This window comes from Aurantibacter sp. UH7 (assembly GCF_056839165.1).
The window spans coordinates 2,758,499-2,780,793 of record NZ_CM166388.1 but is presented as its reverse complement, the minus strand read 5'-3'; the positions used below and the strand labels follow the sequence as shown (position 1 = coordinate 2,780,793).

Genomic DNA, 22,295 nt, shown 5'->3' with positions numbered 1-22,295 from the left:
CTTATTCAATATTCCTTGCTAATTTTAGGAAAACCTGATTCATAGAATCGACCTCATAGTAATCCTTAAGATTTTTAGGAGTATCTAATGCTTCTATTTTTCCTGCTACCATAATGGATACCCGATCACAGTATTCAGCTTCATCCATATAATGCGTGGTTACAAAAATGGTCTTGCCTCTATCGGCCTCTCGATAAATCATTTCCCAAAACTGACGACGAGTAATAGGATCAACACCTCCTGTGGGTTCATCCAAAAATATGATTTTAGGATTGTGCAACAAGGATACAGAAAAAGCTACCTTCTGCTTCCATCCTAACGGTAGTGAACCTACCAATTTATCAGCTTCATCATGCAAATTGAGTTCATCAATGAGGTTTTGAGATTTTGTTTTTATCTCTGCTTTCTTAAGACCGTAAATACCACCAAAAAAAGTGATATTTTCTCGTATCGTTAAATCATCATAAAGTGAAAAGCGTTGACTCATATAGCCAATATTTTTCTTAACATCTTCTGCCTGTGTTTTCACATCGAAACCTGCAACCATTGCCTCTCCTGAAGTAGGTTTTGAAATACCAATTAGCATTTTCATAGCTGTAGTTTTACCCGCACCATTCGCGCCTAAAAAACCAAATACCTCTCCCTTACCTACTTGAAAGGAAATGTTATCGACAGCCGTAAAATCGCCAAACATTTTGGTCAAGCTCTCTACTTGTATAACGTTTTCATTTTTCATTTCGACAATTCCATAAAGCTATCTTCAATTGTGGGCTCGGTCTGAAACACCTCGATATCATTATGTTGTTTTTCTTTTAAAAAATGAGTTAAATCTTCTACTTTAAAATCAGATGCTGTACTGGTAAAATGCATGAATTCACCAAAAGGATAGGCACTATGGGTCTGAGGAAAAACCTTTAAATCTTGAATTAAGCGAAAAGTTTCAGCAGTTCTGACTTTAAATATTTTCTTCGGGAATGATGCGATAACAGCATTCGGCGTGCTTAATTGTAAAATTTTTCCGTCGGTTATCAATGCGATACGATCACAAAGGGCAGCCTCATCCATATAAGGTGTGGACACCAAAATCGTAATAGCTTTTTGTTGCAAACGTTTGAGCATTTCCCAAAATTCTTTTCTCGATACCGGATCTACACCGGTAGTTGGTTCATCTAAAAACAATACTTTTGGTTTATGTATCAAAGCGCAACACAAGGCGAGTTTCTGCTTCATTCCTCCTGAAAGTTTTCCCGCCCTTCTATTTTTGAATGGCTCAATCTGAATGTAAATATCTTTTATGAGATTGTAATTCTCTTCAATAGTTGTTCCGAAGATAGTGGCGAAGAAATTTAGATTTTCTTCAACAGTCAAGTCTTGATATAAAGAAAAGCGTCCAGGCATATAACCCACATGGTTTCTAATAGACTTGTATTCTTCCGCCACATCATATCCAGCAACGGTCGCCTTACCATTATCTGCAATCAATAAAGTGGTTAAAATGCGGAACAAGGTAGTTTTACCTGCTCCATCAGGACCTATTAATCCGAACAATTCGCCTGAATTAACTTCAAAGGAAATATCATCCAAGGCTTTTACATTGTTGTAAGATTTGCTGATATTTTTTATTGATATAGACATACTTATTCTTGCTTGTTGTTAGCAATCCACAGCTCCGCAGGCATTCCTATTTTCAAGCTACCATCATTTTTCACCCTCATTTTAACGGCATATACCAAGTTCACACGTTCCTCTTTGGTCTGTATAATTTTAGGCGTAAATTCAGCGGTATCAGAAATCCAAGCTACTGTAGCTTGGTACGATTTCATACCACCTGCACCATCTATTTTCACAGTAACTTCTTGCCCCACTGCTATGCTGGCTAATTGTGTTTCGGCAATGTAAACCCGGAGTTCCATTACTTCAAGATTTGCAATTTTATAAAGTGGTTTTCCAAAAGCTGTAATCTCGTATGGTTCAGCGTATTTTACTAAAACGGTGCCCTTAATAGGGTTTTTAATATTGCTTTTTTCAATCTGTTCTTCAATTTGTTGAATTTGAACCTCTATACTTTTCACCTCGTTCACGATGGGTGCGTTTTGCGTTTCTACGCTTTTGACCTGTTGCTTGAGAATGTTCATTTGTCCATTGATGTCGTCCAATTGTTTTTGAGTGGCGGCATTTTCTTTTATCAGATTTTCGATTCGAGTCTGATCGTTTTGGGCTAATTTTATTTGTTGTTTGAGTACTTCTCTTTGTGAAAGAACGTTCCGTGATTTTGAAAAAATTGTGTTCTTAGCTGCGATTAGTTGATCTCGTTTTAGAGAAAGTTGAATGGTATCTATAACACCAACCACTTTATTTTCTTCGAGAATATTACCTTCTTCTACATTAAAGAATAACAATTTGCCATTGGCCTCCGCCGAAATTGTGGTTTCAGTAGCTTCAAAATTTCCGTATCCATCTGCTTTATCCCCAATATTATTGCAGGATAGCAGAAAAGACACTATGATAAAGATTAGAATTGTGTTTGTAGTTTTCATCATTTTAATCCAATATTAAATTCAATTATTGATAGCTGCATAGGTTCCTTTAGTAATCTGATACTGTATTTGCTTTAAAAGCAGTTGTGTTTTGTGTAAGGCCAAATTATTTTTAGCTTCATAAAGATTAGTAAATTCTGTAATGAAAGCTGAAGAAGTAATGACGCCGTTTTTAAGTTGTGATTCTGCAGATTTAACCATTTTATCTTGTAGCAAAATAATGACATCGTCGTAGGTTATTAGTTCCTCAATCTTTTTTATTTCTGACTTTAGATTAGTAAGTTCAAGGTTGGTATTAAGATCGAAAATTTCCTTTTGAGTGTTTATAATATCCTCGTTAATTTGAAGAGATTGTTTTTGAATCTTGTTTTTTTTCCAATCTAAAACATTCCAGTTTAGTCGCACTCCTGTCATATAAAATGTGGTGAATGAATTCTCAAGCATATTTAATCCTGGATTACCATAACCACCTTGTGCAAAGGCATTCAATTTTGGAAATTTTGACTTAGCGAGAAGTTCTGTTGAAAATTCAACCTGTTGTTTTTGAAGGTCGAAAAGCATCAGTTCTGGCCTTTTTGATTTGGTATCGGCTGCCATAAATATTTCAGGACGTGCCAAATGCACATTGCTAATAAGGTTTCTACCAATTAGTAATGAAAGTCTTTCAATTAAGCCTGATTTTGAAAAATCTAATTCTGCATAGTTCTGTTTTATCTTGAGCATTTCTACTTCAAGTGCATCGGCCGAAGCAGGTAACAACATTCCGAACCTTACACCAGCTTTCACCTCGTCAATCCGCGTTTGTAATTGTTTTTCTTTGGCCTCTAATAAAATGCGATTTTCTTGTAAAAGTAAAATCGACAAGTAGAGTTGATTAACTTGGTTTTTAAGTCTGTAAAGATTTACTTCAACTTCTTGTTGGCTTATTTTTCCATTGGCTTCCTTAACTTTTGATGAAGCTTTTATTACCCCCCCATTATAAACCAATTGGTTCACGTCGATTGTGGCTCGATATTGATCTTTGTTTGGAGCTTCAATATTTAAATTTGGAATTTGTATTGGCAAACTAGTGACATCTGATTGGTAAGTTGCTTGGGCATTAACATCCAATTTAGGAAGTTTCCCTTTATTAATAGCCTTAATATCCAAACGGTTCTGCTCATTAAATAAAACAGATTGTTTGTTAAGAGGGTAGTTCTTAGACACTAAGTCCAAACATTCGTTCAGCGTTATAGTTTGCTGCGCCATAGTGAGCAACGGTAATATTAATGCCAGAAAAATTGAAATGTTTCTCATTTTAAGAACTTTATTTAAATTATGAAATTCCATATTTTCGATATGTATTCCTATGATATGCATCATGCTTTTATTGAGTTGACAATAAAACTGCTCACCTCTTTTTTACGGTCTTCCATAATCCGTCTAAAGGCTTTTTCATTGGTGTTTGTAAATGCCATTATTAAAGGTTTCGCAACAAAAGGAAAAATATTAAGTGCCAAAATATTGATAAATAATTGTTCGGCGCTTATAGCTTTTATAGTGCCTTTTTTAACCTCATTAGCCACTTGTATCTTGAATTTATCAAGATTTGGGAATCCTTTATTTTCTTTTAGCTTTAAAATAAAATCTTGGTTTCTATTTAATTCTTGAATAATAAAATTTGGCAAATACGGATGCTTAATTATGAATGTAATATAGTTTGAAGTGAAATTCTTCACTTTATCTTCAATAGTGGAATCATCATTTAAAATGGAGTTTAATTGCGGCGCTAATAATGAAAATGCATTTTTAAAGACAGCTTCAAAAAGTAATTGCTTACTTCTATAGTAATAATGAAGCATTGCTTTGTTAATACCTGCTCTATCAGCTATTTCTTGCATTCGAGCACCATCCATTCCTTTGGATTGAAATACATCTTTTGCAGCATCTAATATTTGACTTTCGGTGTTCTCGTCTTTTGCCTTTTTCATATTAACTATACAGTTTAACCATTTGGTTAATAAATGTACGAAAATCAGATAAACCAACATTCATTTCTGCATAATTATATATTAAACATAATAAACCCGAAGAAATATTGTACTAGAAATGAGGCAAATGCAATAAAAACAATAATTAGTAAGTACCGTTATTATTTTCAAAACACACTAACTTATAATTTTACGGCTTAAGGTAACAATTGTCATATTTTAACTTTAAATATACACCTACTTTTGAAGCTATTCTTAAACATAAAATAATAATGAGAGGTGATTCAAATACCATTATCTATATAATCGCTGGCATAGTGGTTTTACACTTTGTTGTTGGCTTTATTTGGCTTATATATAAATTGAATGATAAAAAATAAAAGAAGATAACTTACTTTAAAAAACCAATTTAAATATTACTTGTATTTAATAAGTACATGTATATAAATAACTGTAATATTAAAATTTACATTACTTATTAAATTTGGCATACAATTTCTTTACTAAAACAAGACCTAAAGCGCCACCTATAGCAGACACTACTAAATTAATAGTTAAAAGAAAACCATCTAAATCACCATTATTGATAATAGACCAAGCGTTAAAGCCTAATCTTCCAAAGGTCTTAATAAACAAGATGCTTCCAAAAACACCAACTAGTGTGTTTCCTGTAAAGCCAAAAGAATAGTTATTTTTAAAATAACCCAATACATTGGCAGCAATAATTCCGATTAAAATACTTACTAATGAAATTAATGAACCTGTCATAATATTGTAGTTTTCAACTAGTGCTCACCATAACCCACATCATCCATTTTCCCTTTAAAAATGGTGTACTGTATTATCATATAAACGGCAACTAAAACTGCTGCAATCGCAAACCAATATACACCAACCGAAAGACCATATTCATGTGCCGCCACATTGTATAAGGTTAAATCAGGATTTACATTATTTGTTGATGGCAATACTTTCGGAAAGATTGATGCTACCGTTGTTGTTAAACCTCCAAATAAAAATAAAGTGGAAAACAAAAATCCCATACCATGCTTTTTAAAAGTTCTTACTTTGAAAAGCCCAAACAAGCCTGTTATTGTGGTAATAGGAAAAATCCATAGCCAAGGTTTGTCTAAGAAATTATGAAATGGCTTTGGTTCAATTACATGCCAAACTAGAAGCGATATAACTACCAATGCAAGTAATACCATTGATAAATTAAATATTACTTTCTTTAATTTTTCATTTAAATCTGAATTGGTTTTAAAAATTATCCAATTGGCTCCATGAATGGTTAAAGCTACTACCCCAACTACTCCCAGTAAAACTGTGAACCAATCTAAAATTCCTAATTGTTCTGCTTGTGGGCTAAAAGTTGGATTCCAAAGTGGTAGAAAAAAATAATGAGCTTCATGTGTGGATACTCCATCAACTACACCTCCTAAGTTTACTCCTCTTACTATATTACCCAAAGCAACTCCAAAAAATAAGGCCAATAATAAACTCGAAATTCCAAAAGCCTTATCCCAAATTAGCTCCCACATTTTATTGTGCACCTGCCCTCTTAATTCTAAACCAATAGCTCTAAAAATAAGTAGCCACAAAATCATAATTAACGGTAAATAAAATCCACTAAAGGAAGAAGCATATAATGTTGGAAAAGCAAAAAACAAAACACCTCCTGAGGCAATTAGCCATACTTCGTTAGCATCCCAAAAAGGACCAATGGCATTGGTTATTGCTTTTTTATCTTTTTCAGTTTTTGCAAAAAACAAATGTATTATCCCTGCACCAAAATCGTAACCATCTAAAATCACATAAATGGCCAGCATTGTCATTAAAACGATATACCAAAATAATTCCATAATTAATGTTTTTCTAGTAGTGGTCCTTTATTAATAATTTTTCCAGCAAGCATTAAAAACAACATACCTAACAGTAAGTACAAACCTATAAAGCCAAGTAAAGTAAATAATGTATTTCCGGCAGATACTGTTGGAGAAGCTCCCTCTGAAGTTCGTAACAAATTGTAAACCAACCACGGCTGTCTCCCTAGTTCGGCGGTATACCAGCCTGTAGTATTTCCGATATACGGAAATGGTAGCATAAACATAATGCACCACAACACCCATTTGCTTTCATATAATTTTTTTCGCCAAAGTTGAAAAGCTGCGAGAGCCATTAAAGCTATAAAAATAGTACCAAGACCTACCATAATATGATAGGCATAATAAAGCCCTGGTATATTAGTTGGATAATCTTTTTCATCAAATTCGTTTAACCCTTTTATTTCTGCATCCCAACTTTGATAGGTTAAAAAACTTAGTATGTTGGGAACGGCAATTTTATTATCCAACTTTTTATTTTCCATATCTGGTTGCCCTATCAATACAATTTCCGAACCGCCATCTTCTGTTTCGAAAATTCCTTCCATTGCAGCAAAGGTTACTGGTTGATGTTTCACAACATTTTTAGCAGCCCAATCACCTGTTGGAAAAGCCACTAGCACCGATGAGATTAATCCGAAAATGACACCTGTTTTAACAAATAGTTTTCCAAATGCATTGTGCTTATTATTCAACAAATAAAAGGCACCAATGCTGGCAACTACAAATGATGCTGTTATTACAGACGCTAATTGATTATGTAAATAAGAAGGTAAAAGCCATGGATTACTAAAAAGCGCAGAAAAATTATTCAGAACAAACTTTCCGTTTTCAAGTATTTCAAATCCTACCGGATGTTGCATCCAAGAGTGAGTTGCAATTATTAAATATCCACTTGCCCAAGACCCAAGGAATACCAAAAATCCAGTTAAAAAATGTAGTTTTTGCCCCATCAATTTTTCTCCAAAAAGAAAAAGCCCCAAAAATGAGGACTCTAAAAAAAATGAAAACATACCTTCCATTGCAAGTGTCTGCCCTATTATACCTCCTGTTAACTCAGAGAATTTGGCCCAGTTCGTTCCAAACTGAAATTCCATAGGTATACCGGTAACCACTCCCATCGCGAAATTCAGAGCGAATATTTTCATCCAAAACTTAGCAGCTTCGTTATAATTTACCTCTTGTGTTCTCAGAAACTTCCACTTAAAATACACAATCATTAGTGAGAGTCCCATTGTTAATTGAGGGAACAAATAATGGAACGTAATTGTGAACGCAAATTGCATACGATCATAGAAAAGCATGTCTTCCATAGTCTAATTTCTTTTCGATGTTTTTGAACGACACAAAAATAGGCAACGTGTGATTTCTATACGTAACACTAGTTACATATTTTAAAAACATCTACAAGACACTTATGTGACAAAAGTCACATTTTATACCATTTTTGAGCACTAAATTTACAAGATGAAATTTTCAAGAAATACTATATCGACTTTTCTTGTTCTACTCACTTTAGCGAGCACCTTAAAAACTGTTAGTACATTTGGTTATTACACCCTATTTACGGAAGATTTTATAGAAGAGCTTTGTGAAAATAAAAACCGCCCTGAACTTAATTGCGATGGTAAATGCGCATTAGCCAAAATACTTTTACAAGAATCAAATAATGACCCCAATCCTATTAGTTTAGACTGGTTAAAAATTGAAACAGTATTATTTTTTACTTCACTATTTTCGATAAATTTTTTGCAACTATCTACAGAGCATTTAGATATAGAACATTACGCTAATTTATACGACTACCGTTATGTAGCGCATATAACTCACCCTCCAAAATTTTAATAATTCACTGATATTTCTATTAAACTAAATACACTATTTAAAGTGTATTGGCTGTATTACAATGTATTATTAAAAGACTTACATATGAAACTTAAAAATCTATGGGTGTTGTCGATATTTCTTTTGGGACACCTTATTAACGCTCAGAACTTTACAGGACAAATTGTTTCCAATGATAATCAAGACCCTTTAATGGGCGCACATATTCTAGCCAAAAATGGTTCCGCTACTTTTAGCAATACTAATGGAATTTTCAAACTGGAAATACCAAATGAAGGAACTACATTAATAATCTCCTTTGTAGGCTATGAGACATTTGAACTATATGCAACACCAACTATAGAATTAGTACTAATCTCAATGGAAGAATCTCCCATTGCAATAAATGGGATTATGGTAACTGGCAATATAAAAACAGATCCTGTTTTAACTCTAGAAACCAACGATTATATAAAGAAAATTGTACAACCTAGAAATGTTGCGGACTTATTTACCGATGTTAACGGATTTGCCTTAATTAAGCGTGGCAACTACGCAATCGACCCTAGCTTTAGAGCCACGCAGTATGAACAATTAAATGTACAATTTGATGGTGGAACCAAGGCAATGCATGCATGTCCAAACCGAATGGACCCCATAACCACGCATGTAATACCGGAAGAAATTGAAAAAATTGAAATCATTAAAGGTCCTTATACAGTGCGGTATGGAGCAACTTTTGGCGGTATTATTAATATGGTGACAAAAAAACCTACTACCGAATCTTATGGACTTCATGGAAGCGTAGATGCTGGTTATGAAAGCAATGGTGGATCTATTGTTTCTATGGCTCGTATTCAACAAGCAACCGACAAATATGATATTGCAGGTAATATAGGTTTTCGTGATTTTGGCAACTATGATGATGGAAATGGTATTGAAATTCCATCTTCATTCAGAAGTTTGGACTATGGATTGAAAGCTGGATACAACTTTAAAGAAAATGAACGTTTACAAGCTCATTGGCGACAATCTTACGGTAGAGATGTTTTGCATGCTGGGCTTCCTATGGATACTGAATCAGATAATAGTAGTATTCTCTCTTTGGATTACAAATTAGGTAGTCTGTCTGGTCTCGTTGAAAGTATAGATTCTAAAATTTATTATAGTTATGTTGACCATGTAATGACTAATTACAATAGACCAAGTTTTATGATGACATCTGCGGTTTCTGCAATTGATGCTACCACGGCAGGAGGTAAAGTAGAATTAAAATTAAAACCAACCGACAATCTCGCTCTATTCACAGGTATTGATGTTTTGCATATTGCACGAGATGGTAATAGAACACGTTTAGTGAAAAGAAATGCTATGGGAATTTTAGATACACCCTTATTATTTGAAGATAAGGTGTGGCAAGATTCATATATAAATGATATTGGTTTATTTGCAGAAGGCAAATACCCCTTAACAGAGAAAACAATGTTAACTGCGGGTATACGTTATGATAATGTTACTTCTGAAACTAAAGATCCTGAATCTGATTTTGCTACTTTATACACTAACCTAGATAAAAGAACCGAAAATAATTTTAGTGGTACAACTTCAATTAAATATGTGTATTCTCCACAATTTATCATGGAAGTAGCGTATGGCCGTGGTGTTAGGTCTGCAAATATGATTGAACGTTTTATTAATCATTTCAGCGTAGGTCAAGACTCGTATGAATATGTGGGTAATCCTAATTTACAGGCAGAGGTAAATAATCAATTTGAGGTAGGCTTTAAAGGGAAAATGTCTATTTCAGAAAATACTTCAGATATGTTCAGTTATAGTACTTCTTTTTATTACTCCCTTTATGAAAATTATATTGTGGCTATAATAGATGAAACGCAAACAAGAAAATTCATGCCAATGAACGAACCATCTAACGCAAAAGTTTTTAGAAATTTAAATGATGCTTACAAGACAGGTTTTGAAATTATGGCAGGTGTAGACTTTTGGAATAATTTTAATTTTACCACAGAACTTGCTTATGTATATGCTAAGAATAAAGACTTAAATGAGTCTTTACCTTTGGTACCACCTTTAGTTACAAGATTTAAATTGAACTATGAAAAAGAAAAGTTTTGGGTGAATGCAGAATATAGGCTTACTGCCGAGCAAGATAATATTGCGTATTCTTTTGGTGAACAAACTACATCAGGTTATGAAATAATGGATTTACGTTTAGGTGTAATACCAATGAAGAACTTAACGTTAGGCGTTGCGGCATTAAATGTATTTGACACAACCTATAGCAATCATCTTAATTTCGCTTTTAATAATCAGGCAGATTTTGGCAGTGTTCCAATCAATGACCCAGGACGTAATATATCAGCATTTATTCAATACGATTTTTAATAATTGTAAAAGGGGACCTTTCGGTCCCCTTTATCTTTTTAAGCCAACAAATCGGATAACGGAAGCTATTCCCTGATGGTAGTTACCTTCTTTTAATTGAATATTTGTTTCTTCGAGTTTTGTAAAATTTAACCCATAAAATTCTTTTTGTACTTCAGCTATAGAAAAAAGCATTTTCTTATTCTTTGGTCCACCTGAGGTTTTACCCACTTGGTTTTTGGAGAAAGCTTCGAAAATTACTACGCCATTTGGTTTTAGAAAAGTAAGTAAATGTTGAATCGCTTTTTCACGAATTGTTATTGGCAAATGAACGTAACAAAACACCAATACATCAAATTTTTTATCACTATGAAAATCTAAAACATCTAAGACTTTATAATTCAAATGCAAGTCTAAACTTCTAGCAAGTTTAACTGCCTTATTTTTAGCTGCTACGCTATAATCAAATGCCTCTACATTCCATCCATTTTGCAACGCGTAAACTGCGTTTCTCCCTTCACCCTCTGCAGCAAACAAAACCGAACCTTGAGACAATTTATCTAATTCCGATTTAATAAATACATTAGGCTGAACTCCATATGCATAAGCCTCTTCTTCATATCTTTCGTTCCAAAAATCTGTCATGTACTTCTAATATTAACCTTTTAACAAAATTAAGCGTGTTATACATTTTCACCCTTCATCATTTTATTCCAATACAAATAAGGAAGTCCATATTTTTTTAACATCCAAAGTCTCCAATGTTCTTTTGAAGAATCGGAAATTAGCATTCGTTTTAATTTTGGATCAGGGGTGAAATTATTATTATAATCGAATTCAGCTAAAACCATTTTGCCGTAATCTGTAACTAAAGGACAAGAAGAATATCCGTTATAGGCTTTATTCCCAAGCTTATCATATTTAATTAACAAATCAAGATTATCTACAACAATAGGGACTTGCTTACGAATTGCAGCACCAGTTTTTGCCGTAGGCAAAGCTGCTACATCACCTAGCCCAAAAATATTTGCATACTTGTTATGTTGCATGGTTTGATGATTTACATCTAACCAACCAGCATCATTAACCAATGTAGAATCTTTCACAAATTTTGGTGCAACAGAGGGAGGGGCAGTATGCAACATATCATAATGGATACCATATCGGTTTCCATCTCTTGTCATTTCAACATCTTTATAGTTGTACTGAAATGATTCATCGAGCTTTAAATCATCAGTCTGGTCACTAGAAATTACAACACAACCTCCTGCAGTAATTTCTTTACCCATTTCATACCAGGCAATTTGCTTATCACCATCTACTGCTACTAATTTATGGTGAAAACGAAGGTTTATATTTTTTCTATCAACAACTTCCATTAATGTTTTAGCAATTTTCTTCACGCCAAAAATTACAGTACCACCTGTTGCAAAAACAATATCAGTTTTTTTATCTATTCCCTTTTTACGGAAATAGTTTTCAGCCAAATACATTATTTTTTGGGGAGCGCCACCACATTTAATTGGAGTGGTAGGTTGGGTAAATAATGCCGTACCACCTTTAAAGTTTTGTATAACATTCCATGTGTGATTGGGGTTCGTGTAATTACTACAAACCACACCTTTATCCATGGCTTCACCTAGGCCAGGTACTAAATCAAAATCATATGCTAAGCCAGGTGCTACCACTAGATAATCATAAGTTATTTCGCCTTTTGAAGCAGTGCTAACCGCATTATTTTCTGGCTCAAACCCTGTTGCATAATCTTTTATCCAAGTAACACCTTTGGGTATAACAGAAGACATAGGTCTTGCTGTTTTATTAAAATCATATGTTCCAGCACCTACTAATGTCCATGCAGGTTGATAGTAATGCGTATCTGCTGGTTCAATAATCGCAACGTCTTTTGCGTTTTTCTGTTTTAGCAATTGTGCCGCAACCATGATACCTGCTGTTCCTCCGCCAATAATTAACACTTGATGATGTGAGCTCATTTTAACTATAATTTTATGAATTTCATAAATATAGCCATCATAAACGCATATTTATGTAACATTTGTTACACAGATGAATAAAAACAGTAGTAGACCTTAAGTATAACCCAGTAAACCTCTAGCTGATATAAGATTTATTATAGAGAACATCTATAAAAACTCAACACGACAAACTATTTTAAGTTATCTGCTTTTATCTTCTTCAAAATTTATAGCCCATACGCCACGCACTTCATTTAAACTATAGCCTATTGCCTTATCCGATGGGTATAATTTTTTTAGCGTTTCTAGAGTTTCAGGTTTAATTTGTTCGTTTGGCTTTCCATGGCATTGTAAACACATTGAATTAGTGGTGATTGGGTAGTAGAAATTAATTTCACCATCTGCAGGTTGAACAATTGGTTTAATTTCAGTGCCTGAAGCTACTGCTTTTTTAAAGTAATTAATATATCCAAGTTCTTCATCATTCGCCTTATTTTCAGGATTCCTTGGTTTATCAGACACTCTCTTAATTATGGCATTTTTCATTACAGACATACTATCGGTCAACTTTATTGCTTTTGTATTACAAAACTCAATAGCTGCTACAGTTCCATTCTCATTAATAGCCTTCATAAGGTTTTTACCTAAAGTAGCTTTAGTTGCAAGTGCATAGCCAAGGCCCACATCGGCATTATCAATATCAGAATTTTCTATTTCTTTATAATCAAGTTCCACTGTTCCATTACCATGCTCTTTTTCATAATGAGCATCAAACCATTTCGGCTTTTCAATTTCATAATCATACATATACTCCGCAATCAATTTTACAGTTTCCTCTGAATAAGGCAAATAAGGCATCTTGCCAAACTTTTCTTGCGCCATAGGCATTTTCGAAGGTGCCTCAGGATCATTAATCCACAACATAATGGCATCTGTAAATTCTTCTTTTGTTGCACTCGAATTTTTATAAAACTTTTTTATAGCAATCATAGGTGGTGCTATCATACTAGACTCAGATGCCTTCGGATTATGACACATATAACATTCTGTTTCCATTATCTTTTTACCAGGATGTTGCTGATTTGCCTGTCCTTTTTCGATTGTAATTGAGTCCTCAATTGGAAGCGATTCCGATTTTTTTGCATCTTTACAGTTTACAAATATCAGCAATACTGCTACTAGTATAATATTCTTCATTACTTTGAAATTTTACCGGTTGCACAACTTACATATGATTTAGCTTTTGATAAAACAGTATTTTTAGCCTCAATTGATGGATAACCAATAGCCTTTAATTTCTGTTTTACAAGAATAGCATCGTTAACATCAGCAGAATTAAAAGATACTGATGAATCTTCAGAATCAACATGAACCTTTGAAATTGAATCTATTTCTGCCAATTTAGAGGTGATAGTTTTTGCACATCCTCCGCATTTTAAATTTTGAACTATTATTGTGGTTTTCATGTAGGGAAGCTTTCTTATGGTTTTGTTAGTTTAAATTACTACTAAATAAATTAAATCTGATTTATTATTTTATTTAATCCATTCACAATCAAAATACAATGAGCACTTTATCCCCATTGCATATACCCTCCTCTAAGGTCGTACACCTTAGAAAAACCTAAGTTAATTAATTTTTTGGCTGCTTTTCTACTTCTAGCACCAGACCTACAATACAAGTATATTGGCTCTTCTTTATCATATTTTTTAAAAGAATTTTCAAAGCTTGAAGCATTGAAAAAATCTATATTTTTTGCATTTTTTATATGACCTCCACTATATTCACTAGCAGTTCGAACATCTACTAATTGAACGTTCTTAAGCATTATTGCGTCAGCAAATACCTCTCGATCTAATACTTCAATTTTATCAGCATCTTCTTTTTTAGTTCCAAATAGGGTACTTAATAATGACATATTTATTTATTTTAAAAGATTTATAATGATTTAAAAAAAGGAAACGATCTGATTGAAAACGACCGTTCCCTTAAAACAACCAACCAATAATTTAATTAAGACTCTTTTTGGCTAAATACCAATCAACTTTTTCTAGACTATCATCTGCCAATCTAGCATTTAAATCATCCAAAGTTTTTGGTGGTGATACAATTACCTTATCACCCTTTTTCCAATCTAAGGGCATAGCCACTTTATACTTATCTGATGTTTGCAATGCTTCTAATGCCCGCAAAATTTCATTCATATTTCTACCTACGTTTAACGGGTAATACATGACTAGACGAATCTTTTTTGCCGGATCAATAAAAAATACCGCACGTACTGCAGATGTTTCACTTTCATTAGGTTGCAACATTCCATACAACTTGGATACCTTCATGTCAATATCAGCAATAATTGGAAAATCGAAATACACTCCTGTATTCTCTCGAACGTTTTGTACCCAGCCCAAATGTGCATGAACACTGTCGATACTCAAGCCTAACAACTCTGTGTCCAAAGCATCAAATTCTGGCTTACGAATGGCAAAACCACTCATTTCTGTTGTACACACTGGTGTAAAATCGGCAGGATGTGAGAACATTACAATCCATTTATTCTTTGCGAATTCAGATAATTTTATTTTACCTTTTGTAGTAACTGCTTCGAAATCGGGCGCTATGTCGCCAATTCTAGGCATATTTATTACTTCTTCTTTTATAGTTTCCATTGTCTTATTATTTACAATAAAAGTACTCCAGAAACAAGGAATAGAAAGTAACCTTAGTTACACATAACGTTAAAAATTCCACAAAAAAAAAGCGGTCATATAGTGACCGCTATTTAACTAAAAATGCATACTTATTTTATAGTGTTGAGGGACAAACATATTCCGAAACTGGAGCACCCGTCTCCTTTAATTCTTTAAACCCACCAACTACATCTACCAAATTATGTATACCGCGACTCTTTAATATTGAAGAAGCTATCATACTGCGATAACCACCAGCACAATGAACATAAAATATTTTATTATCAGGGAACTCAGCTAAATGATTGTTTAAATAATCTAGTGGTGTATTTACTGCTGAAAGTAAATGTTCAGATAAGTATTCGCTTTTTTTCCGTACATCAAAAACAGGAACTTCATCAATTTTCAATAAATCACTTAAAGCTTTAGCACTTACTTGACTTACAGTATCGTATTCCATTGCACTATTTTTCCAAGCTTCAAATCCACCTTCTAAAAAACCAAGTGTATTATCAAAACCAACCCTAGAGAGCCTAGTAACAGCTTCTTCTTCTCCTCCTTTTGGCGTAACTAATAATATTGGCTGTTCAACATCGGCTATTAAAGCTCCTACCCAAGGAGCAAAATCTCCATTTAAACCTATAAAAATTGAGCGAGGTACATGACCTTTAGCAAATTCATCCTGATGTCTTACATCTAAAACTATTGCACCCGTTTCATTTGCTGCAGCTTCAAATGCTCTTGGCGAAAGTGATTTAGTACCTCGCTTTAAAACCTCTTTAAAATCTTCATACCCCTCTTTATTTAATTTTACATTTAATGGAAAATATTGAGGCGGAGGAAGCAATCCTTCCGTTACCTCTTCAACGAACTCTTCTTTTGTCATATTCTCACGCAAGGCATAATTCATTTTTTTCTGATTTCCCAGCGTATCAACAGTTTCTTTCATCATATTCTTACCACAAGCTGAACCAGCACCGTGAGCTGGATAAACCAATATATCGTCGGCTAATGGCATAATTTTATCTCGTAAACTATCATATAACATTTTCGCTAAATCCTTTTCGGTTAATTCACCCATCTTTTGTGCCAAATCTGGTCTACCTACATCACCTAAGAATAATGTATCACCACTAAAAATCGCGTAATCTTTACCATTTTCATCTTTTAGAAGATATGTAGTACTTTCTAAGGTATGACCAGGTGTATGTAGCACGGTAATAGTAAGTTTTCCTAATTTGAATTCTTGATTATCTTGAGCAATAATTGCTTCAAACGAAGGGTTAGCACTAGGACCATAAATAATTGGAGCTCCTGTCTCTTTTGCCAAAGTTACATGACCGCTAACAAAATCGGCATGAAAATGCGTTTCAAAAATATATTTAATTTTAGCATCATCTAGCTTAGCCCTATTCATATATGGCTTAACCTCTCTTAACGGATCAATAATAGCAACTTCACCATCACTCTCTATATAATATGCTCCTTGAGCAAGACAGCCCGTGTATATTTGTTCAACTTTCATACTTGTACTTTTAGTAGTTACAAGCGTAAAATTACAATGAAGCGTTAAACTACACAGTAACTTTGGTTACATTGTTAAACAAAAAAACCCACCAACAATATGGTAGGCTTTTTTTAATGGTTAGTGTTACTTTATAATAATGTAGTGGGACATACATAATCTGATTTAGGAATTTTAGTTTTTGACAAATCATCAAAACCACCAATTACATCAACAAAATCATCCCAACCTCTTTGCTTTAATATTGATGCAGCAATCATGCTTCTATAACCCCCTGCACAATGAAGTACAAATGGTTTATCCTTTGGAAATTGTGCCAAGTGCTGATTAATCTCATTTAAAGGAATATTTAAGGCTCCGGAAATATGCTCAGCATCAAATTCACTTTTTTTACGAACATCAATTAATAATGGTCTTTCACCATAAAATGCTTTTTCATAATCTTTTGCAGTAATTCTTCTAATAGTTTCAAAATCCTTTCCAGAATTTTTCCAAGATTTAAAGCCACCTTCTAAATAACCAATGGTATTGTCATATCCAACCCTTGATAAGCGCGTAATAGCTTCTTCTTCTTTACCTGAATATGTGATTAGTAAAATTTGCTGTTTCACATCTGGAATCATTTCACCTACCCACTGCGCAAAACTACCTTCTAAACCAATATTTATGCTATTTGGAATAAAGCCATTAGCAAAATCTTTGGCATCTCTTGTATCAAGTAATAGTGCCGCAGTTTCGTTTGCCACAGCTTCGAAAGCCTCTGGTGTAAAAGCTGTTTTAGCTTTATCCATGACCTTATCTAAACTTTCATATCCTTTTATATTCATTAAGACATTTTGCGGAAAGTAACTTGGAGGTGCTGTAAGACCTGTCAAAACTTCTTTTATAAATTCCTCTTTTGTCATATCTGCCCTGAGCGCATAATTAACCTCCTTTTGATGGCCTAGCGTATCTGTTGTTTCCGCACTCATTTTCTTACCACAAGCAGAACCTGCGCCATGATTAGGGTATATAATTAAATCATCATTTAGAGGCATAATTTTATTTCTTAGCGAATCATATAAATGACCTGCCAGCTTTTCTTCTGTCAGTTCAGATACTACATGTTGGGCCAAATCTGGTCTACCAACATCACCTATAAAGAGAGTATCTCCAGTTATAAGCCCGTGCTCCTTACCTTTTTCATCAATTAGAAGATAAGTTGTACTCTCCATTGTATGGCCTGGCGTGTGTATTACTTTTACTTTATATGCTCCAATTTCAAAAACTTGACCATCTTTAGCTGTAGTAGCTTCATATGCTGGTTTTGCACCGGGGCCAAAAATTATCTCGGCGCCAGCTTTATCTCTCAAATCCAAATGGCCACTAACAAAATCAGCATGAAAATGAGTCTCAAATACATACTTGATTCTTGCATTATCTTTTTTAGCTCTATCGAGGTATGGTTGCACCTCTCTTAATGGATCAAAAACTGCGGCTTCTCCATTACTTTCTATATAATAGGCAGCGTGTGCCAAACATCCTGTATAAATCTGTTCTATTTTCATGCCAGTCTATTTTAAATTATAAAACTCAAAATTATGATTCTAAAATGATGTAAAAAGTGACTTTTGTCACATAACATCACTTTTTTTTGACTCTAAAGAAATCTTTTCTTCTATTGCCGATTTTCGACTCAAAGATTTACAATGGTCAAAAGCTTCACTTGTTTTAACAAATAAATTTTCCTTTCCTATATCATTTATTAATCCACTTGAATACAGAATATCGCGAGTAGGACCTATAGCACCCGCAATTACAAAAATCACATCTTTACTTTTTAATTCATTAATAATTTGCCTTAAGACATGTACAGCACTACTATCTATATAATTAATAGCTTCTGCATTTAGTATTAAGTATTTAACTTCTTTACCCTTTCTCTCGAGTTCCTTAAATAATTCTTGCTTAAAATATTCTCTATTCCCAAAATATAATTGCGCATCGAAACGTACTATCAGAAAATCCTTGAAGATTTCTGTCTCCTCAGGAAAGCGGTCTACATTTTTAAAGTAGTTTGTGTTTTTAATTCGCCCGAGTACAGCTATATGTGGCCTAGAAGTTCTATACACTAATAGCAACAATGAAATTAATACTCCTAACAATATCCCTTCTTTTATTCCTACTGTTAGGGTAATTAAAAATGTGGCTAACAAAAGATAAAATTCATCTCTTCTATTTTTAAACAATTGAATAGGATACTTAAAATCAATTAATCCAAACACCGCAACCATAATTATTGCCGCCAAAATCGCATTAGGCAAATAATAAAACAAAGGTGTTAGAAACAGCAAAGTTAGACCAACTACCAAGGCACTTACCATAGGTGCGACTCCGGTTCTAGCTCCTGCTTGGTCATTAACAGCAGTTCTAGAGAATCCTCCTGTTGTAGGATATGATTGAAAAAAAGCACCTATTATATTTGAAGTACCTAAGGCGATTAATTCTTGATTGGAATCTAATTCGTAATCTGTATGCTTCTCCTCAACTGCTTTGGCAACAGAAATTGCTTCCATAAATGCAATAAGTGCTAGCGTCATAGCTATTGGAAATAAATCAGCTATTCTTGAAAAATCTACTGTTGGCATTTTAAGAGATGGCAATCCACTTGGCACTTCGCCAACAATTTTTACACCTGATTCATTAAGTCCAAAGAAATAAATTAAGACTATTCCTATTAGCACCACTAATAAAGCAGATGGTATATTTTTATTCACCTTTTTTATTATGCTAATAATAACAATCGCAAGAATACCAATACTTAGGGTAATTAAATTTGTTTCTGATATTGAAACAAAAGCATTCTTCAACAAAATATGTACTTGGTTGCTTCGCTCAATACTCGTTCCTAATAAATGTTTTAACTGACTCAATCCAATAATGATTGCTGCAGCCGAAGTGAAACCACTTATAACCGGTTTGGATAAAAAATTAACAAAAAAACCCATTCGTAATAATCCAAGGGTTAGCTGTATTAACCCCATAAACAAAGCCAAAAATATGGCCATACTTATGTATTCATCTAATCCTGAAAGCGCAAGTGCTCCTAAACCTGAAGCAACCAGAAGAGAATCCATTGCTACTGGCCCCACTGCTAGCTGACGAGAGGTACCTAACAGTGCATAAATAACTTGTGGAATTAATGATGCATACAAACCAAAAACAGGAGGCAAACCAGCTATCATAGCATAAGCCATACCTTGAGGAACCAGCATAACTCCAACCGTTAGCCCAGCGCTAATATCACCTGATAAATACGATTTTTTATATGTAGGAAGCCATTGTAGAATTGGCAAATAACGCTTTAACATGAAATTAAATTTGAATTCAAATTTAATTAGTCAATGAAATTCTTGCAGTAACTTAGGTTACACAAACAATTAGAGTGCTATAATCTCTATATAATTTCGATGTAATTCAATTTTACCCATCTGCTCCAATTTTTTTAAAAGTCTAGAAATTACAACTCTAGAACTATGTAAATCGTACGCTATTTCTTGATGTGTATTTTTAATAATATTACCCTCATTGATTCTAGCCTTTTCTTTAAGGTAACCAACTAGCCGCATGTCCATTTTATCAAAGGCTATACTATCTAATGTATTTAATAGTTCGTTGAGGCGATTATGATAACTCTCGAAAATAAAATTTCTCCAAGATTTGTACTTCGCTGTCCACTCATCCATTTTTTGAACTGGCACCATTATCAATTTTGTATCGGTTTCTGCAATTGCCCGTATTTCGCTTTTTGAATCTCCCATACAACAAGTTAACGTCATAGAACAGGTATCACCCTTTTCTAAGTAATACAACAAAAGTTCATCACCTTCTTTATCTTCGCGTAATACTTTTATAGCCCCGGATATTAGTAAAGGCATTCCTCTTACATACTCTCCAATGTCCATTAATTTATAACCTTCAGGCACTTCCTTAAACGTGCCAACCTGAGCTATTTCATTAATTAATGCTTCTTCAAATATATGTCCGTAGCCTTCTTTTAATTCTTGAATCATGTGAACATTATTTAATTTTACTAGCTATTATTTTATCGTATTTGAAAAAAATATTAGCCCAAATTGACTTAGATACCGCTCCTATATAAGGCATTGACAAAATAAGACCAACTACTATAGCAACGAAAAGTCCGAGTGGACTTAAATTTAAATTGAACACTAAAGTTAATGCAAATATTGCAACCGCTACTGCAATTCCTACAGCATATGAAACATACATAGAACCATAATAGAAACTAGGTTCAATACTATATTTTAATTCACATTTATCACAACGCTCTTTAACCCTATTAAACTTATTTAATTTATAAGGATTAGCTTCAAGAAAATCTCCTTCATGACACCTCGGGCACTTTAAAAATAGAATACTGTATAGTTTTGATCCTTTACCTAACATTAATTTTTTTGCAACAAACATAAACCACCAATAAGGTCTGAACAGTAACAAAGGTTACACAGTAATTCTTTAATAGACTAAAAAACTTAAAGGAATAAAAACGGAAATATGATTAAAAAATACTATCAGTAGAAACTAGTCTTTCTTAACCATGGTATTTAAAACGAGTGCAGTGATTATCATGGCTAGGCCTAAGAAACTATAAAAAGTGTAAACCTCGTTAAACCATATTACCCCAATAGTCATTGTAAAAATTACTTCAACATACTTTAAAGGCGCAACCAAATTTGTTTGAGCAATTTGAAAGGCTCGTGTCATGTAAAGCTGCCCCATGAATCCAAAAACACCTAAAAGAAGTAAGAACAACCATTCAGTTCCTTTGGGCTGAAGCCAAACCGTAATAGATAGTAAACCCCCTATTACAGTACCAACAAACATAAAATAATTAACGACTACTGCAGGGTGATCGGATTTACCAATCTTACGTAGCACAACGTAAACCATTCCACTAAAAACCGATGCAATCAAAATTAAGGTCAACCCCGTAGAATTAATATTTCCATCAAACCCTTTCAATACTAAAACTCCAGCGAAAGCCACTATAAAAAACAACCATTGAATATTTTTTATTTTTTCTCTTAAAATAAAAATGGCGAAGATCGTAGCAAAAATAGGCGCTATATAACGCAGTGATACTGCTGTACCTACCGGCAAATGTTTTAATGACAAAAAGTAGAGCGTCATAGCTGTTAAACCTATTACAGCTCTCAAAAGCATTAACTTACGTTTATTTCCAAGTATCGGAATTCGTTTTATCGATATATAGCTTGTTGCTAATATGAAAGAACCCAAACATCTAAAAAATACAATCTGAAATGAAGGAATCCTTTCTAAGTACTTTACCGAAACATTCATCAGCGCAAAGGAAAAAGTACTAATAATCATAAAAAGCAAGGCCTTTTTAAAATCTATACCCGAATGTTTTGCTATTTTAAAAGTTGACAACTTTAATCTATTTTACAGATAAAAAATGGCAATCATTTTACTTCTATTCATCAC

22 protein-coding genes are annotated in these 22,295 nt (G+C 33.6%); 2 read left to right on the top strand and 20 right to left on the bottom strand.

The features are described from left to right. Position 1: 1 nt before the first annotated feature. From UH7x_RS11580 to UH7x_RS11545, 8 genes are all read right to left on the bottom strand, one after another. Positions 2 to 736: an ABC transporter ATP-binding protein gene (locus UH7x_RS11580; protein ID WP_482360096.1), complete on the bottom strand. Its 735-nt coding sequence runs from the start codon at positions 734 to 736 to the stop codon at positions 2 to 4. Then, positions 733 to 1,635, bottom strand: coding sequence for an ABC transporter ATP-binding protein (locus tag UH7x_RS11575; protein WP_482360095.1), 903 nt, complete (start codon positions 1,633 to 1,635; stop codon positions 733 to 735). Before UH7x_RS11575 ends, UH7x_RS11580 begins: the two co-directional genes overlap by 4 nt. Positions 1,636 to 1,637: 2 nt before the next feature. Then, positions 1,638 to 2,540, bottom strand: coding sequence for an HlyD family secretion protein (locus UH7x_RS11570; RefSeq protein WP_482360094.1), 903 nt, complete (start codon positions 2,538 to 2,540; stop codon positions 1,638 to 1,640). Between the two features lie 18 nt (positions 2,541 to 2,558). Next, a complete protein-coding gene (locus tag UH7x_RS11565; RefSeq protein ID WP_482360093.1) occupies positions 2,559 to 3,833 on the bottom strand; it encodes a TolC family protein in 1,275 nt (424 codons plus the stop codon). Between the two features lie 62 nt (positions 3,834 to 3,895). Continuing rightward, a complete protein-coding gene (locus UH7x_RS11560; protein ID WP_482360092.1) occupies positions 3,896 to 4,507 on the bottom strand; it encodes a TetR/AcrR family transcriptional regulator in 612 nt (203 codons plus the stop codon). Positions 4,508 to 4,978: 471 nt separating this feature from the next. Continuing rightward, complete coding sequence (locus tag UH7x_RS11555) at positions 4,979 to 5,275, bottom strand: hypothetical protein (protein WP_482360091.1); 297 nt, start codon at positions 5,273 to 5,275, stop codon at positions 4,979 to 4,981. A 17-nt stretch (positions 5,276 to 5,292) separates the two neighbouring features. Further along, on the bottom strand, positions 5,293 to 6,369 hold the full coding sequence (gene cydB, locus UH7x_RS11550) for a cytochrome d ubiquinol oxidase subunit II (protein WP_482360090.1): 1,077 nt from the start codon (positions 6,367 to 6,369) through the stop codon (positions 5,293 to 5,295). 2 nt (positions 6,370 to 6,371) lie between these two features. Then, a complete protein-coding gene (locus tag UH7x_RS11545) occupies positions 6,372 to 7,703 on the bottom strand; it encodes a cytochrome ubiquinol oxidase subunit I (protein WP_482360089.1) in 1,332 nt (443 codons plus the stop codon). Positions 7,704 to 7,857: 154 nt separating this feature from the next. Here UH7x_RS11545 and UH7x_RS11540 point away from each other — a divergent pair, with 154 nt between their 5' ends. Both UH7x_RS11540 and UH7x_RS11535 read left to right on the top strand, forming a co-directional pair. Further along, positions 7,858 to 8,235 carry a hypothetical protein gene (locus UH7x_RS11540; protein ID WP_482360088.1) on the top strand — a complete coding sequence of 126 codons (378 nt, stop codon included), beginning with the start codon at positions 7,858 to 7,860 and terminating at the stop codon, positions 8,233 to 8,235. A gap of 84 nt (positions 8,236 to 8,319) precedes the next feature. Further along, complete coding sequence (locus UH7x_RS11535; protein ID WP_482360087.1) at positions 8,320 to 10,617, top strand: TonB-dependent receptor domain-containing protein; 2,298 nt, start codon at positions 8,320 to 8,322, stop codon at positions 10,615 to 10,617. Between the two features lie 30 nt (positions 10,618 to 10,647). Here UH7x_RS11535 and UH7x_RS11530 read toward each other — a convergent pair whose 3' ends face one another. The 12 genes from UH7x_RS11530 to UH7x_RS11475 form a co-directional block, all read right to left on the bottom strand. After that, a complete protein-coding gene (locus UH7x_RS11530) occupies positions 10,648 to 11,241 on the bottom strand; it encodes a class I SAM-dependent methyltransferase (protein ID WP_482360086.1) in 594 nt (197 codons plus the stop codon). Positions 11,242 to 11,279: 38 nt separating this feature from the next. Next, positions 11,280 to 12,590: an NAD(P)/FAD-dependent oxidoreductase gene (locus UH7x_RS11525; RefSeq protein ID WP_482360085.1), complete on the bottom strand. Its 1,311-nt coding sequence runs from the start codon at positions 12,588 to 12,590 to the stop codon at positions 11,280 to 11,282. Positions 12,591 to 12,773: 183 nt separating this feature from the next. Then, positions 12,774 to 13,769 carry a c-type heme family protein gene (locus tag UH7x_RS11520; protein WP_482360084.1) on the bottom strand — a complete coding sequence of 332 codons (996 nt, stop codon included), beginning with the start codon at positions 13,767 to 13,769 and terminating at the stop codon, positions 12,774 to 12,776. Next, positions 13,769 to 14,038: a heavy-metal-associated domain-containing protein gene (locus UH7x_RS11515; protein WP_482360083.1), complete on the bottom strand. Its 270-nt coding sequence runs from the start codon at positions 14,036 to 14,038 to the stop codon at positions 13,769 to 13,771. Before UH7x_RS11515 ends, UH7x_RS11520 begins: the two co-directional genes overlap by 1 nt. A 107-nt stretch (positions 14,039 to 14,145) precedes the next feature. Then, positions 14,146 to 14,490, bottom strand: coding sequence for a rhodanese-like domain-containing protein (locus UH7x_RS11510; RefSeq protein ID WP_482360082.1), 345 nt, complete (start codon positions 14,488 to 14,490; stop codon positions 14,146 to 14,148). A 91-nt stretch (positions 14,491 to 14,581) separates the two neighbouring features. After that, positions 14,582 to 15,241 carry a peroxiredoxin gene (locus UH7x_RS11505; protein ID WP_482360081.1) on the bottom strand — a complete coding sequence of 220 codons (660 nt, stop codon included), beginning with the start codon at positions 15,239 to 15,241 and terminating at the stop codon, positions 14,582 to 14,584. 136 nt (positions 15,242 to 15,377) lie between these two features. Further along, positions 15,378 to 16,787, bottom strand: a complete 1,410-nt coding sequence (locus UH7x_RS11500; protein ID WP_482360080.1) for an MBL fold metallo-hydrolase — start codon at positions 16,785 to 16,787, stop codon at positions 15,378 to 15,380. A 131-nt stretch (positions 16,788 to 16,918) separates the two neighbouring features. Continuing rightward, positions 16,919 to 18,334 carry an MBL fold metallo-hydrolase gene (locus UH7x_RS11495; RefSeq protein ID WP_482360079.1) on the bottom strand — a complete coding sequence of 472 codons (1,416 nt, stop codon included), beginning with the start codon at positions 18,332 to 18,334 and terminating at the stop codon, positions 16,919 to 16,921. 66 nt (positions 18,335 to 18,400) lie between these two features. After that, entirely contained in the window at positions 18,401 to 20,137 is a 1,737-nt protein-coding gene (locus tag UH7x_RS11490) for a SulP family inorganic anion transporter (RefSeq protein WP_482360078.1), read from the bottom strand. A gap of 69 nt (positions 20,138 to 20,206) precedes the next feature. Continuing rightward, positions 20,207 to 20,839 (bottom strand): Crp/Fnr family transcriptional regulator, encoded by a 633-nt coding sequence (locus UH7x_RS11485; protein WP_482360077.1) that lies wholly within the window; start codon positions 20,837 to 20,839, stop codon positions 20,207 to 20,209. A gap of 7 nt (positions 20,840 to 20,846) precedes the next feature. Continuing rightward, complete coding sequence (locus UH7x_RS11480) at positions 20,847 to 21,257, bottom strand: DUF983 domain-containing protein (protein ID WP_482360076.1); 411 nt, start codon at positions 21,255 to 21,257, stop codon at positions 20,847 to 20,849. Between the two features lie 114 nt (positions 21,258 to 21,371). Beyond that, positions 21,372 to 22,241 carry a DMT family transporter gene (locus UH7x_RS11475; protein WP_482360075.1) on the bottom strand — a complete coding sequence of 290 codons (870 nt, stop codon included), beginning with the start codon at positions 22,239 to 22,241 and terminating at the stop codon, positions 21,372 to 21,374. Positions 22,242 to 22,295 lie beyond the last annotated feature (54 nt).